Source organism: Parafrankia discariae (assembly GCF_000373365.1).
Classification (GTDB): domain Bacteria; phylum Actinomycetota; class Actinomycetes; order Frankiales; family Frankiaceae; genus Parafrankia; species Parafrankia discariae.
Genome location: NZ_KB891219.1, coordinates 162,836 through 177,166, shown reverse-complemented (window position 1 = coordinate 177,166; position 14,331 = coordinate 162,836). Strand labels below are relative to the sequence as shown.

Here is a 14,331-nt window from a genome sequence, read left to right as displayed (position 1 = left end):
GTCATGCAACGAGCCTTTCAACAGGTGGATGTCTTCACGTCCGTGCGTTGCCTGGGTAATCCCGTCGCGGTCGTCCTCGACGCCGAAGGGCTGACGACCGCGGCGATGCGCCGTTTCGCCGCCTGGACGAACCTTTCCGAGACGACGTTCGTCCAGGCTCCGACGACACCCGGGGCCGACTACCGGGTGCGCATCTTCACGCCGACAGCGGAGCTGCCGTTCGCGGGTCATCCCACCCTGGGGACGTGCCACGCCTGGCTCACCTCCGGCCACCCACCGCGCGACCTCAACCGGATCGTGCAGGAGTGCGACGCGGGGCTGATCGCCATCCGCCGTGACGGCACCTCGGGACTGGCCTTCTCGGGACCGCCGCTGCTGCGCTACGAGCCCGCCGGGGCCGAGCTCGTGCGGCACCTCGCCGAGGTGCTCCGCGTCGATCCGGGGGACATCCTCGCCGCGCAGTGGGTGGACAACGGCCCGGGCTGGGTCGGTGTGCTGCTCGGCTCCGCCGCGGCCGTGCTCGCGATCCGTCCGGGCGCCGTCGACCTGGCCGTCGGGGTGGTCGGGCCGCACCCGCCCGGCGGGCCGGCCGCGTTCGAGGTCCGTGCCTTCATCCCCCAGATCCCCACCGTCGAGGATCCGGTTACCGGCAGCCTCAACGCCTCCCTCGCCACCTGGCTGTTCGACCTCGGCGAAACGGACGGCGCGTACGTCGTCAGCCAGGGGACGCGGCTCGGGCGGGAGGGCCGGGTCCGCCTCTCCCGCGATCCGGACGGGTCGGTGTGGGTCGGTGGCGACACCGTCACCTGTATCTCGGGGACAGTGGACCTCCCCTGACAGGCACCACCCCCGCCCTGCACCGGAGACACCCGCGCACAGGCCGCGGTCACGCCTGTTCCGGACCCGCGTGCCCCGGGCACGCGAGCCCGGGACACGTCGCCGGGACGGCACCGGACGGGACCTACCGTGGAGTCATGTGTCGCAGTATCACTGAACTGCGCGGACTCGAGCCCCCGGCGACCGACGAGGAGATCGAGGCGGCCGCTCGGCAGTTCGTCCGGAAGGTGAGCGGCGTTCGCCAGCCGCCGCCCGCCGCAGCCGAGGCCTTCGAGGCGGCGGTGGCCGAGGTGTCCGCGAGCGTCCACCGTCTGCTCGGGGAGCTGCCCGCACGCCGCCAGCCGCCCGCGGCCCTGCCACCGCTGCGCCGGCCGGAGGTACGGGCCCGCCTCGAGCGCTGAACCCGTAGGCCGTCCCGATGTTCGCCCTTGCCACATCGTGGACATATCCCATATGACGTCTGCTCCCGGACGGTATCCACGAGGCGCGTCGAGAGGCAGGCCATGCGGTTCGACGATTCGTCGGTCGACACGTCCCAGCTCGAGGACAGGCGCGGCGGCGGCCTGGGCCGCGGCGCCGTCATCGGCGGCGGGGGCGCCGGACTGGTCGGCCTGCTCATCTACCTGGTGGTGGCCGTGCTCGGCGGCGGCGACGGGTCGGGCGCGAACGGAACCGGCATCGACGGATCGGGGGGTGCGCAGCCGGGCACCGGACAGGGCACGGCGGGCGGCGACATCGCCACCCGCTGCAACACCGACGGCGCGCTGGACCAGTACGACGACTGCTTCGTCCTCAAGGTCTTCAACGAGGTGAACGAGGTCTGGACAGCGCAGTTCGCCCAGGCCGGCCAGCAGTACCCCGACCCGCGGCTGGTCTACTTCTCCGACGCGGTCTCGACCGGATGCGGAACGGCGTCCGCGGAGGTCGGGCCCTTCTACTGCCCGCCCGACCGACGGGTGTTCATCGATCTCGGGTTCCTCGAACAGCTCCAGCGGGAGTTCGGGGCACAGGGCCGTTACGCGCAGGCCTACATCGTCGCGCACGAGGTCGGGCATCACATCCAGACGATCACCGGGACCGAGCAGCGGCTGCGCGAGGCGCAGGACGCCGACCCGTCCCGACGCAACGCGCTGTCGGTGCAGCTCGAGCTGCAGGCCGACTGTTACGCCGGGGTGTGGAGCACGCTGGCGAACTCCGCCGGCAACGTCACGATCAACGAAACCGAACTCGGCGAGGCGCTCCGGGCGGCCGAAGCCGTGGGCGACGACCGGATCCAGGCCTCCGCGGGTGGCCGCGTCGACCCGGAGTCGTGGACCCACGGCTCGGCGGACCAGCGACGCGAGGCCTTCCTGAACGGATACCGAGGCGCCTCGATGGCGGCGTGCGGCACCGTCCCGGCCTGAGCCGGCACGGCGCGTCCCCGCCACGGGACGGCCGCCACGGCCCGATACATCGCGACAGAAAACGCTGGTAGAAAGGGCGAATGGGCGTCAATTCGCCGGCTCTCAGCAGCCGGTACCCGGACCGATCCGCGGACGCCAGGAGCAGACCGTGATCTCCCGTGTGAGCATCGGACATATTCACGCCTCCGCGCCGGCGAGATCCGGGCCGCCGAAGGACACTCCCCCGAAACCCGCACCGCCGCCGATGCCCGGCTGGCGCCGGTTCCTCATCCCGTTCGGGCTGCTCGTCACCGTGCTGCTGCTGATCGGTCCAAGCCTGTTCGCCGCCCAGCCGGATTCGCTGACCTACTCCGACTTCGTCGGTCGGGTCGACAGCGGCGGGGTGCGCTCGGTCACCGTCGACGACCGCGGTGGCGTCGACGGCGAGTTGACCGACGGCTCCGACTTCACCACCCAGATCCCCACCGCACTCGACACGACCGCGCTCGAACGTCAGCTCGCCGCCAAGAAGGTGCAGATCACCGCCACCAGGACGGGCACGTCGTTCTGGTCGGTGGTGCTGAGTTTCCTGCCGCTGCTGCTCCTGATCGGTTTCTTCGTCTGGTCCGGCCGCATGGCTCGGCGCCAGCTCTCCGGTGGCGGCGCGCTCGGGATGTTCGGCCGCTCCCGCGCGAAGATCACCGAGGCGGACCGACCGGAGACCCGCTTCAGCGACGTGGCGGGCTACGAGGGCGCGAAGCAGGAGATCAGCGAGGTCGTCGACTTCCTGCGCAATCCCGACCAGTACCTCGAGGTCGGCGCGCACGGACCGCGCGGGGTGCTGATGGTCGGCCCTCCCGGCACCGGCAAGACCCTGCTCGCGCGCGCCGTCGCCGGCGAGGCCGAGGTACCGTTCCTCTCGATCACCGGCTCGGGCTTCGTCGAGATGTTCGTCGGCGTCGGCGCGTCCCGGGTGCGGGATCTCTTCGCCGAGGCCCGCAAGCGGGCACCGTCCATCATCTTCATCGACGAGATCGACGCCATCGGCGGCCGGCGCGGCTCCAGCGCGTTCGGCGGATCCAACGACGAGCGCGAGCAGACCCTGAACCAGCTCCTCGCCGAGATGGACGGGTTCGAGTCCACCTCGGGCGTGGTCGTCCTCGCCGCCACGAACCGGCCCGAGACTCTTGACCGTGCGCTGCTGCGTCCGGGCCGTTTCGACCGTCAGGTCACGGTGCCGCTGCCGACCCAGTCCGAACGGGCCGAGATCCTCGCCGTGCACACGCGCGGCAAGGCACTCACCGACGATGCCGACCTCACCCGGATCGCCCGGGGCACACCCGGGTTCTCCGGCGCGGACCTGGCCAGTCTCGTCAACGAGGCGGCGATCAACGCCGTCCGCGGCGGACGTTCGGTGGTGAGCGCCGCCGACCTCGACGCCGCGCGCGACCGCATCCTCCTGGGACGGCGCGACGCCTCGAACGCCCTGCTTCCGGACGAGAAGCGGTCCGTCGCCGTGCACGAGTCCGGCCACGCTCTGGTGGCGGCGCTCTGCGACGACGCCGACCCGGTGGCGAAGGTGACCATCCTCCCCGCGGGCATGGCGCTCGGCGTCACCCAGCAGCTCCCCGAGGCCGAGCGGCACCTCTACTCCGAGGCCTACCTGATGGACAGCCTGGCCGTGCGGCTCGGCGGCCGGGCGGCCGAGCTGGTGGTGTTCGGCCACGGTTCCACCGGCGCCTCCAACGACCTGGCCGGCGCGACCCAGCTCGCCACCCGGATGGTGCGTGAGTTCGGGCTGTCGGAGGAGATCGGACCGGTGGGCTACTCGTCCGACGGGCCCAACTTCCTCGGCGGGGACGACCTGACGGCCCGTCCCTACTCGGAGCAGACGCAACGGGTGATCGACGCCGAGGTGGCCCGGCTGCTGCGGGAGGCTCAGGCGCGAGCCGTCGACCTGTTGCGCATGCATCGGAGCGCGCTCGACGCCCTGACCGCGCGTCTGCTGGAGCGGGAGACCGTCGACGGCACGGTGGTGGAAGAGCTCGCCGCCGCGTCCGTGGCGAGCTTCGCGCGCAGCCCGAACGGAACCGGATCGGGAGAAGGCCCGGACGGCGGCATCCCGCCGCAGATCTCCCTGCAGACCTGATCTTCCTGGCCCGCGCTCGGGTCCCGCGGCGGTGGGTACTGCACCCGTATGACGCCTGACGCCGCGGACCCCGTGTTCGACGTGTGTGTGGTGGGCGCAGGCCCGGCCGGGATGATGCTCGGTCTGTTGCTCGCCCGGGATGGACTCAGGACCTGCGTGTTGGAGAAGCACGCCGATTTCCTGCGCGACTTCCGCGGTGACACCGTGCACCCGTCCACGCTCGATCTGCTGGACTCGATCGGCCTTGGCGAACGCGTGCGCGACCTGCCCGGACGCCGGGTCACCGAGCTGAGTTTCACCTTCGCCGACGGGACCTACCAGATCGCCGACTTCTCCCGGCTGCGGGTGCGGCATCCCTACGTGTACTTCGTCCCGCAGTGGGATCTGCTGGAGATGCTCGCGCGGGCCGGCGCCGACCTTCCAGCCTTCACGCTGCTGCGTGAGCATGAGGTGACCGGCCTTGTCCGGGATGGCGATCGGGTGGTGGGCGTCGAGGCCCGGACCGCCCAGGGCCGCCGGATCGTACGGGCGCGACTCACGGTCGGCGCCGACGGCCGCGGATCCGTCGTCCGCGCGTCGCTCGGCCTGCCGCTGCGGCGTTTCGGCGCCCCGATGGACGTGCTGTGGTTCCGGCTCCCCCGCCGGGCGAGTGACGGGGATGGCCTCGGCGGCCTGGTCGGCCCAGGACGGATGCTGATCCGCATCGACCGGGGCAGCTACTGGCAGGCCGCCTACCTGATCCGCAAAAACGGGTTCGAGGCCGTCCGCGCGCAGGGGCTCGACCGCCTTCGCCAGAACGTCGCGACGCTTGCTCCTGAGCTCGCCGACCGAGTCGACGGGATCAGGAGCTGGGAGGACGTCCGTCTGCTCACGGTGCAGATCAACCGGGTGCGGCGCTGGCACGCTCCCGGCGCACTTCTCGTCGGGGACGCTGCCCACGCGATGTCGCCTGTCGGCGGGGTCGGCATCAATCTGGCGATCCAGGACGCGGTCGCGGCGGCACGCATCCTGCGTGCACCCCTTCGCACCGGCCAGGGCACCGCAACGGCGCCATCGGCCAGGTACCTGGCCGCGGTGCAGCGGCGCCGTACACCACCGACCGTCCTCACCCAGCTCGCGCAGCGGGCGGTGCAACGAGGACTGCTGCGCCCGACGTTGGAGGCCGGCGGCAGGCCCGTCACGCCGCCCCTGCCGGTCCGGCTCATCGCCCGGCTGCCGGCCGCCCAGCACGCACTCGCGCATGCGGTCGGTGTCGGCCTCCGCCCCGAATCACCCGGCCAGCAGCCGAGGCCGGCCCGCAGCCGCGGAACCGTGGCGGTCGAGTGACAGCCCAGACTCACTCGGTCGCCACACTTCGCACGGCGGCGGGAGCCGGCCTGGACGCCCGGGGCCCTGTGTAGCTGGTCAGTCCGGTGGTGGCGGAGGGTCAGGTGGCGGAGGGGTGGTCATCCGCGGCGAGTCGCGTCAGTACTGAGGTGGCGATCGCGTCGAGGGCGTCGACCTGGGCTTCCGTGAGCACGTCGAACACACGCTCACGGACGAAGGCGACATGAGCGGGAGCCGCGTGTTCGATCATGGCTCGGCCACGCTCCGTAAGCACGACGAGGGCGCCACGGCCGTCGTCGGCGCACTCCTCCCGGGCCACGAGGCCACGTCGCTGCATCCGGGCGACGTGGTGGGACAGCCTGCTCTGCTCCCACGACAGCTCCCTGGCCAGCTTGGTCACCCGCAGCCGCCCCTCGGGGGTGTCGGTGAGCCGGACAAGAACGTCGTAGTCGGCAAGCGAGATCCCCGCCTCGGCGGCGAGCTGACGGTTCATACGCACGGTGAGCTGGCTGGTCATGAGCAGGTAATGCCGCCAGGCACGCTGCTCCCGCTGATTCAGCCAGGGCGCGGCGCTCACGGGCGAGGACGCGGCACCCGTTGGCGAGGGTGCGACAGGCGGCGGGACCTCGGGCAGCGGGGTCGGGAATGCGTCACCCCGGGATCTGATTGACACGTCATGCACCTTAATGATGCGTCATGGAGACGGGAAGGGGCCACCATGGCCGACATGGCACAGCGGTCGAAGGTCGACATCCGCCGCGCGGACGAGCGCCCCAAGACAAAGATCGACTGGCTTGACTCCAAGCACTCCTTCTCATTCGGCCACCACTACGATCCGTCCAACACCCATCACGGACTGCTTCTGGTCAACAACGACGACACCGTGCGCGCAGGCACGGGCTTCGAGACCCACCCGCACCGTGACATGGAGATCGTCACCTGGGTCCTGCGAGGCTCTCTCGTCCACCAGGACTCGACCGGCAACTCGGGTGTGATCTACCCCGGGCTGGCCCAGCGGATGAGCGCCGGCCGAGGCATCCTGCACTCCGAGAAGAACGACTCGTGGCGGCTGCGCGGTGGCGGCGAGCCGCACGACGAACCCGTCCACTTCGTTCAGATGTGGGTTGTGCCGGACGAGAACGGGATCGCCCCCGGCTACGAACAGCTCGAGATCGACGACGAGTTGCTCCGGGGTGGCCTTGTCACGGTCGCGTCCGGGATGGAACGGCACGACGGCGCCGCCGCCATCCGGATCAAGAACCGGCACGCGGCGCTGCACGTCGCCAGGCTCGGCGTCGGGCAGAGCGTCGAGCTGCCCGACGCGCCTTACCTGCACCTGTTCGTCGCGAGAGGAGAGGTGACGCTCGAAGGCGCGGGGCAGCTGCACGAGGGCGACGCTGTCAGGTTCACCGCGGTGGGCGGTCAGCGGATCACGGCCGACGAGCCCGCCGAGGTCATGGTGTGGGAGATGCACGCCAGCCTGTCCGTCTGACGCCGCGTGTCATCGGCCGGCCGGCCAACCGGAGATCAGCGGCCGGCCGCTCGATAGGCGACACCAGCCGGGGTCGGCCGGCCTGACTCGTCATACAGGCCGGTCCGGCTGTCGGGATTGGCGGGAAACGCGAACCACGCGTACCGCTCGACGAACGGGAGGCTCTCGAGCATCGCGGTGGAGGCGGTGACGAACGCCGCCTGGCCCTCGGGGCTCGGGACCGTCGCGGGGGAGGTCGAGAAGTTCATCAGGCTGTACTCGGTCAGCCAGATCGGCAGGTGGTATCGGTCGTACACGTCCTGGATGTAGGAGCGGAGCTGACTGGTCGCCCGGGTGGGGTCGAAGTCGCCGCCGTACCAGTGCAGCGCGATGAAGTCGACCTTGTAGCCCCGTTGGGCCGCACCGACCATGAACTGGCCGAACCAACTGTTCGGGTCCGCGGCGCCGGCAGCGGGCGCCGGGCTGCCCAGGCGCATTCCGGTGGCCTGCAGCTGCGGCCACAGATCGAGCGCGGTCTGGACCGGCATGTCCGCCTGGCCGCGGAGGTCAGGCTCGTTGAAACCGAGCAGCGTGTGGCCGTTGGCCTTCACCGTCGCGAGGGTCTGCGGGGTGACCGAGCCCGGCCCCCAGATCATCGGAACGAACTCGACTCCCGCCGGGGCCGCGATCCGCTCCGGCGCGGCCCCCCAGGTGTAGAACCACGAGACGCCGGCGTCCGTCATCGACGGTGCGATCTTGTCGAAATACCAGGTGCTCGCGCCCTTCGCGACCGTCCCGACAGGCGGGTCGGTCGACCCGGGGGTCGTGGGCACCGGCGCGGCGACGCTTGGCGTGGCCCCCGGCAGGGTGGTCACCGGGGCCGAGCTGGGAGTCGGAACCGGGGTGAGGCCGGGGTTCGGAGCCGAGCTCGGGCCCGGAGCCGGGCTGGGGCCGGCGGATGGCGATCCCGTCGGAGCGGCGGGGCCGGGAGCCGCACTGGCCGTCGGCGCGGGGCCACCTCCTCCGCCATGGACGGGAGTCACGCAGCCCACGAGCGCCACCACCGCCAGCAACGCCATCGACAGCAGCCTGAGCATGCTCGGCGTCCGCCGCATGATCGGCGCCTGTGGCATGCCGGCTTCCGAACCCGCCCGATGTGTCCGCACCCCGGACCCGAACGCGAACGCGGTTGCCGCGCTGTTCGCGGTGCGTCGCCGTTCCCCGGCGTCGTAAACGGTCACGCCGACCCTGCGCATGGATCTCTCCTTGCCTTGCCCCCCTGATGCCCTTCCGTGAACCGCTGTTCCGTCGGTGGCGCCGTGCCGGAGATCCGGCCCGCTGGCAGCCTCGGCTCGCCGATGAACCGCCGCCGCCCGACGGATCGCCGCTACCTGACAGACCGCTGTCATCCGACAGACCGCTGTCATCCGACAGACCGTTACCGCCCGACGGACCGCCGCAAAATCTGACAAAAAGGTGCAGCGGCGATCACTCTGCCACAGCGAACGTGGGCACGCCAGGCTGTCAGTCCGAGCGGACCACGGACGGACCTGTGGCGATACCGCGGGGCAGGAGCGACAGGCGGCCTGGACACAGCTGGCGAGCCAAACGGCGGACGACCCGCGGACAGCCCCGAGGCGGCGTGCGGACGGCGACCATCCCGGTTACCCGGATGACACATTCGGGCCAGAACGCCGACCAGTTTCGAGGGGTCTCAACCCGAAGAGCGATGATGTGGGTGTCTTGCCGCCAGCCCGGAACACATGTCCACGCGACCCCCGCGTCTCCCCCGCGTTCCTCACCCGCAGCGACCGGGGAGAACACCGGATGGAGGCCGAGGGAGGCGCCGACGGGTGGGCGGGCGTCGATCGAGCCACCGGGTCTCGACCGGGCGCACGCGGATTTCGGGGCGGGCGGCGCGGGACGTGGCATCCCCTCGCGGGGTGAGGGGGCCCGTCACCTGCCCGGGCGAGGACGCAGCGGCAACGTCGACAGGGGGCACACGGACATGGAGCATGGGGTGGCCGGCATGTACCGGGCCGGCGGCGGCCGGGGACCGGCGGACTTCGTGGCCAGGCGCGTGAACGGTCTACTCCCGGAGGACCCGCGGGCGGCCGTGCGGCGCGCGGCCGGCGCGGCCTACCGGGTGGCCGGCCGGGCCGGGCGGGCCGCGTTGCGTCCGGCGGAGGCAGCGGACCTCGGCGAGGTACTGACGGACGAGGCTGCCCCGGCGGTCGGGACCCCCGGCCTCGACGGTTCCGAGGTCCTCGGCGGCGAGCGTCGCCCGGTGCCGGACCCGGAGATCCCACCGTGGGTGCCGCTCAACGACGAGGGACCGGTGACCTGCAACATCTGCCGGTGGCATGGCGAGGAGTTCGATCTCGCCGGCCATGTGGAGATGTCGCTGTGCCCGTCCTGCGGTGCCAACGGACGTGACCGGTTCATGCACTGGTGCCTGTCCCGGTCGGTGGACCTCAATCCCGCGCTCCGGGTCATCGAGTGCAGTCCGCGCCTCGGCGAGGACTACCGCTCGGCGATGTCCAGCTGGTTCTTCTACCGGACGTCCGATCTGGACATGCGCGCGCACCGCGGCAGCATCCGGCTCGATCTGCAGGCGATCGACCTGCCGGACGCCTCACTGGACGTCATGCTCTGCTCGCACGTGCTCGAGCACGTTCCGGACACGGACAGTGCGCTGGCGGAGCTGCGCAGGGTGATCGCCCCGGGCGGGCATCTCATCCTGCAGGTCCCGGTCGGCCAGGGGGTGACCGCGCCGCCGACGGAACCGGAGTTCCACATGGACTGGACTCCGGTCTTCTGGCGCTTCGGGTTCGATCTGACCGAGCGGCTCCGCAAGGCCGGGTTCGAGGCGGATCTGCTGTGCACCGCGTCGATGCTCGAGGCCGCGCTGACCGGCGAGAACCTCTGGCCCGACTGGTCCCGGGAGTTCGACGTCCCCGGAATGCTCGACGCGGTGATCGCCGAGGACCTGAAGGTCGTCGCCGACCGGGCGGCCGAGCACCGTCTCGGGATCAACCCGGGGTACATGTACTTCACGTGGCACTGCCGGGTGCCCCCGCTCGACTAGGGCATCAGCCGGCAGCCACAGCGTCTCCCCGCCGGCCATGGCGTCTCCCCGCCGGCCGGGGCACGCCCACCCGAAGCAAGTTGCGTCACCAGCACCCGGGCTCACTCACACGACTCGCACCCCGCCCCGACAACCCGACCCCGTCGGGGGTGCGCCTGCTGATCCGTGGTGTGTCAGCAGTACCTGGACTGGCTCAGGCAACTCGCAACAACGCTGTTCTATTGAAACATACTGGTTGACGGGCGTCGGCCCTGCAATTTTGGCGGGCGACGGGACTGGGGCCATCAATTGTTTTCTCCGGTGTTACGTGTCGGCGTTCAGCGACTCTCGAAGCCCATGGTCGCCGCTCGACGTGGGGTCGCCGCTCGGCGTGGGGTGTTGCCCGCCGGCACTCGGCACCGGAGACTGCTTCACGGCCGCCCCACAGGGGCCGCCGCCACGTGCCCATCGCACCGGCCGATGCCAGTACCTGGACATCTGTGGTGTCCCTCGACCAGGCACCCCGTCCGGCAGTCCCCAGCCGGGCGAAGTGTCACGAATAACGACAAAGTGCCACGTTGTCGTGAATGAGACGTCCGACGAACCGCCGTTGACCCGCGGTAAACCGCCAGAATCGGATTGGCGGAACCGAAAGGACTGAATATGCGCGCGGTGCGGGGCACGTCGACCTGGCGGCCGAGAATTCTGCTGATCGCGGCGTTGCCCTCGGTACTCACCGCGGCACTTCTCGTGCCGGCCGCCCCGGCGCAGGCGGGCCCGCCGGGCCGGGAGGCCACCGCACCGGGTCGGGTCGCCCTCGTCGCGTTCGGGTCCGAGTCGGAGGACGTACTCGGCGAGATCGACGTCGATGTTGATCTCGATTCCGACGAGGAGTCCGAGAGCACCCGCCGAGTCCAGGAGGCCGCGGAGACGATCGCCGAGCTCTCCCACCAGGCCGCGGCCCGCGGCAACCCCGCGCCCGCGCAGGCTCCGCCTGATCCGCCGGTGACCCGGCCGCGACCCGCGCCACCCACTGGGACGGGCAGCGGCGACGGGTCGCGCGGCGCCGGTTCACCGGCGGGGACCGGCGCGGGGAGCGGGACGGACACAGCTGGCGGCACCAGCGCTGAAAGTGGTTCCGAAGTGGCCGGAACCAGCTCAGCAGACGGCGCCCCCGGCCGGCCAGGCACCGCGGCCGACGGAACACCGACCGACAGCGCACCTACCGACGGAACACCGGCTGGCAGCGTGCCGCCCGGCAGCTCATCAACCGGCGACGCTCGCCCTGACGACACCTCGACCGGCGGCGACAGCGCGGACGGCGACAGCGCGGGCGGCGGCGGGGGCGCGGGCGGCGGAACAGGTCCACGCATGGCCGCGCCACGCTCCGGTACGGAGCAGGCGTTGCTCACCGGGATGAACACACTGGCAGTCGGCCTCGCTGTGGCCGGTCTGGCCGGCGCTCCCCTGGCCGGCGGGCTGCGGCGCCGGTCGCTTCGGGAGCGGAGCCGCCGCGGGCCCGCTGTCGCCCTCGCGCCCGCCGCCCCGCCCGGGTGGGATCAGTTCCCCGCCCTCGAAGAGGTACGGGAGCGCGGCGGGCCCTGAGCGGCCCGGGAGGATCACGCCGGCGAGATCAGCCGCCCGCAGGCCGCCCGCGACCGTAACGGCCACGGCGACGGTTCACGACCAGCACTACGGGCGCTCCATGGACGTCGCCGACCGAGCCGCGGAGTGACCCAGGGAACACTTCGCCACATGTCGCTCCGGGCACCGAGTGTGCACTCCCGGCCATCCGTTCAGCCGCCACAAGGTCGTCCGTAGGCCATCCCATGGCAGTTCAAGGGTTCCACCGACGAGGCAACCGTCAAGCCAGCACCCGGGGACCTGCCGGCCGGCACCCGACATCGCCTGCGAGACAGCACATATCAGACATCTCGCCGGCCATTCGGTGCGACCATCCGCGACCGCCGACCCCCGACGGACTCCCATCGCCGGATCGTTGCGCTACACCAGATCAAACCCTGAAAAACGCGACAGACCTCCCCAGGTGAGGTCCAGGCGCCGCATTACTGTGACGCCGTCGAGTAACCGAACGGGCCCTTGGGGGGGTCTTGGGGCTCGACTCCTACAGGGATGGTCTGCATGGCAGGCAGGCACGAAGCCGACCGGACGCCGGTCGGCTCACCGCCACGGGGCGGCGGCGCCGGACTCGCGAGGCTCCGGTACCGCGCCCGGTCGCACAACCCGGACGGCCCAGGCAACCCGCACCGCGCGGACCAGCGCAACCCGCAGGGCGCTGACCTGCACGACTCCGATCTCCCCGGCGCGGATCTACCCGGCACCGATCCACACGGCACCGATCCACACGGCACGGTCACGACCGGATCGCGAACGCTGGCCGGCACCGCGAGCCGACGCGGGCTGTTCGGCTCGCTGGCGGCCTTCGGGCTGACCGCCGCGGGCTGCTCGGTCGGCAGCCCCGGCGGTGGCGGCGGGGTGACACCGACCGCCACGGCGACGGCCGTCGCGCCGACCACCCGGCCTCCGATGACCGGCGGGCCCACCACGGCTCCGCCGGCCGGTGGCACGCCGACCGCGATGCCGACGGCACCGGGCACCCCGGGTCCGTCACCGACGGCCTCGCCTCCCCCGCCGGCCGGGGGTGGCGCCGGTGCCGCGACGCCGGCGTTCCTGCGTGGGCGCGACCCGGTGGTGCACCTGCTGAACCGGGCCACGTTCGGACCGACACCCGAGCTGGTGGCGGAGGTGAAGGCGACGGGCTCCGGGGCGTGGCTGGACCGCCAGCTCGATCCGGCCTCGATCGGCGACGGGCCGGTCGACGCGGTCCTCGGTCGTTTCCCGTTCCTGGCCAGGACCGGCCGGGAGCTGCACGCCATCGAGGGCGACATCGACTACAAGGACGTGATCGGGCTCGGGGTGGCCTCGATCGCGCGGATGACCTGGTCGAACCGGCAACTGCTGGAGCGGATGGTCGACTTCTGGCAGTCGCACGTGTTCAACAAGGGCTACCCGAACGACAACCTGTGGCGGGACTCGTTCCCGGACGACCGGGAGGTCATCCGACCGAACGCGCTGGGCCGGTTCGCGGATCTGCTGCTCGCGGAGACGACGAGCCCGGCGATGATCCGTCGGCTGAACGCCGACCGGTCCACCGTGCGGGCGCTCAACGAGAATCTCGGCCGGGAACTGCTCGAGCTGCACACCGTCGGCGTGGGGGCCGGCTACGGCCAGGACGGGGTCGTGAACAGCTCCCGCATCCTGACCGGGATCTCCATCGACGCCGACTCGAAGAAGTACGTGTTCAAGCCGAAGGACCATTACGTCGGCCCGGTCCAGGTGCTGGACTTCTCCGCGCCGAACGACTCCACCGAGGGCGGGGAGGCCGTGATGAAGGCCTACCTGGATCATCTGGCGCATCACCCGGCGACCGCCGCGTACCTCACCCGCAAGCTGGCGACCTATTTCGTCGCGGACGACCCGCCGCAGTCCCTCTGCGACTCGCTGGCACGGACCTATCTGGCGAGCGACACCGCGATCGCGCCGGTGCTGAAGGCGTTGTTCACCTCCGCCGAGTTCGGCCAGGCGGTCGGGCTGCGCACCCGCCGGCCGCTGGAGGACATCGTCGCCACGCTGCGCGTTCTCGGGATCGGCCCGCCGGCCTCCGGCACCGATCCCGTCGTCGCGCTGTACTGGATGGCCAACGACATGGGAATGGCGCCGCTGGCGTGGCCGGCTCCCGACGGATACCCGCTGCGGGCGGAGCGGTGGGTCTCGGCGTCGGCCACGATCGGCCGCTGGAACATGCACCGGAACCTGCTCAACGGGTGGTACCCGAAGGGCCTGGGGACCCCCGCGGTGAACAGCCTGCTCGGGGACGCGCCGCCGGCGACGATGGCCGAGGTGGTGGACGTGCTGGCCCGCCGGCTCGTGTTCCAGCCGCTCGCTCCCGAGCACGGCGCGGCGCTGGCGACGTTCCTTGGTGACCGCGGGCCGCGGAAGCCGGCGGACAACGAGTATCTCGTCGGCCAGCTCGGTTCGCTCCTTCTCGACTCCCCCTACCACGTCTACGGATAGGCGG

At 71.5% G+C, this 14,331-nt stretch carries 11 protein-coding genes; 9 read left to right on the top strand and 2 right to left on the bottom strand.

The window, feature by feature from the left end:
- The first annotated feature begins 3 nt into the window (after positions 1-3).
- From B056_RS0117850 to B056_RS0117830, 5 genes are all read left to right on the top strand, one after another.
- Positions 4-837: a PhzF family phenazine biosynthesis protein gene (locus B056_RS0117850; RefSeq protein ID WP_026239820.1), complete on the top strand. Its 834-nt coding sequence runs from the start codon at positions 4-6 to the stop codon at positions 835-837.
- A gap of 137 nt (positions 838-974) precedes the next feature.
- Positions 975-1,238, top strand: a complete 264-nt coding sequence (locus tag B056_RS0117845) for a DUF2277 domain-containing protein (RefSeq protein ID WP_018503229.1) — start codon at positions 975-977, stop codon at positions 1,236-1,238.
- 102 nt (positions 1,239-1,340) lie between these two features.
- Positions 1,341-2,240: a KPN_02809 family neutral zinc metallopeptidase gene (gene ypfJ / locus B056_RS0117840; protein ID WP_018503228.1), complete on the top strand. Its 900-nt coding sequence runs from the start codon at positions 1,341-1,343 to the stop codon at positions 2,238-2,240.
- Between the two features lie 148 nt (positions 2,241-2,388).
- Positions 2,389-4,368 (top strand): ATP-dependent zinc metalloprotease FtsH, encoded by a 1,980-nt coding sequence (ftsH, locus tag B056_RS0117835; protein ID WP_026239819.1) that lies wholly within the window; start codon positions 2,389-2,391, stop codon positions 4,366-4,368.
- A gap of 48 nt (positions 4,369-4,416) precedes the next feature.
- Complete coding sequence (locus tag B056_RS0117830) at positions 4,417-5,694, top strand: FAD-dependent oxidoreductase (RefSeq protein ID WP_018503225.1); 1,278 nt, start codon at positions 4,417-4,419, stop codon at positions 5,692-5,694.
- 100 nt (positions 5,695-5,794) lie between these two features.
- On the opposite strand, the gene B056_RS0117825 is transcribed toward B056_RS0117830, so the two are convergent.
- On the bottom strand, positions 5,795-6,211 hold the full coding sequence (locus tag B056_RS0117825) for a MarR family winged helix-turn-helix transcriptional regulator (protein ID WP_051105664.1): 417 nt from the start codon (positions 6,209-6,211) through the stop codon (positions 5,795-5,797).
- A 201-nt stretch (positions 6,212-6,412) separates the two neighbouring features.
- Here B056_RS0117825 and B056_RS0117820 point away from each other — a divergent pair, with 201 nt between their 5' ends.
- On the top strand, positions 6,413-7,186 hold the full coding sequence (locus B056_RS0117820) for a pirin family protein (RefSeq protein WP_018503223.1): 774 nt from the start codon (positions 6,413-6,415) through the stop codon (positions 7,184-7,186).
- A 35-nt stretch (positions 7,187-7,221) separates the two neighbouring features.
- Here the strand turns inward: B056_RS0117820 and B056_RS40025 are convergent, their stop codons facing one another.
- Positions 7,222-8,421, bottom strand: coding sequence for a glycoside hydrolase family protein (locus B056_RS40025; protein ID WP_026239818.1), 1,200 nt, complete (start codon positions 8,419-8,421; stop codon positions 7,222-7,224).
- A gap of 773 nt (positions 8,422-9,194) precedes the next feature.
- On the opposite strand from B056_RS40025, the gene B056_RS0117810 reads away from it, so the two are divergent.
- From B056_RS0117810 to B056_RS0117800, 3 genes are all read left to right on the top strand, one after another.
- Entirely contained in the window at positions 9,195-10,253 is a 1,059-nt protein-coding gene (locus B056_RS0117810; RefSeq protein ID WP_230203072.1) for a class I SAM-dependent methyltransferase, read from the top strand.
- 642 nt (positions 10,254-10,895) lie between these two features.
- Positions 10,896-11,837: a hypothetical protein gene (locus B056_RS0117805; protein ID WP_026239817.1), complete on the top strand. Its 942-nt coding sequence runs from the start codon at positions 10,896-10,898 to the stop codon at positions 11,835-11,837.
- 537 nt (positions 11,838-12,374) lie between these two features.
- A complete protein-coding gene (locus B056_RS0117800; RefSeq protein ID WP_018503219.1) occupies positions 12,375-14,327 on the top strand; it encodes a DUF1800 domain-containing protein in 1,953 nt (650 codons plus the stop codon).
- Positions 14,328-14,331 lie beyond the last annotated feature (4 nt).

Excerpts from the sequence above, each read along its gene's own strand:
- B056_RS0117805 (WP_026239817.1), top strand. The coding sequence starts at position 10,896 with ATGCGCGCGGTGCGGGGCACGTCGACCTGGCGGCCGAGAATTCTGCTG.
- B056_RS0117800 (WP_018503219.1), top strand. The coding sequence starts at position 12,375 with ATGGCAGGCAGGCACGAAGCCGACCGGACGCCGGTCGGCTCACCGCCA.
- B056_RS0117845 (WP_018503229.1), top strand. The coding sequence starts at position 975 with ATGTGTCGCAGTATCACTGAACTGCGCGGACTCGAGCCCCCGGCGACC.
- B056_RS0117850 (WP_026239820.1), top strand. The coding sequence starts at position 4 with ATGCAACGAGCCTTTCAACAGGTGGATGTCTTCACGTCCGTGCGTTGC.
- ypfJ (WP_018503228.1), top strand. The coding sequence starts at position 1,341 with ATGCGGTTCGACGATTCGTCGGTCGACACGTCCCAGCTCGAGGACAGG.
- B056_RS0117830 (WP_018503225.1), top strand. The coding sequence starts at position 4,417 with ATGACGCCTGACGCCGCGGACCCCGTGTTCGACGTGTGTGTGGTGGGC.
- B056_RS0117825 (WP_051105664.1), bottom strand. The coding sequence starts at position 6,211 with ATGACCAGCCAGCTCACCGTGCGTATGAACCGTCAGCTCGCCGCCGAG.
- B056_RS40025 (WP_026239818.1), bottom strand. The coding sequence starts at position 8,421 with ATGCGCAGGGTCGGCGTGACCGTTTACGACGCCGGGGAACGGCGACGC.
- B056_RS0117810 (WP_230203072.1), top strand. The coding sequence starts at position 9,195 with ATGTACCGGGCCGGCGGCGGCCGGGGACCGGCGGACTTCGTGGCCAGG.
- B056_RS0117820 (WP_018503223.1), top strand. The coding sequence starts at position 6,413 with ATGGCCGACATGGCACAGCGGTCGAAGGTCGACATCCGCCGCGCGGAC.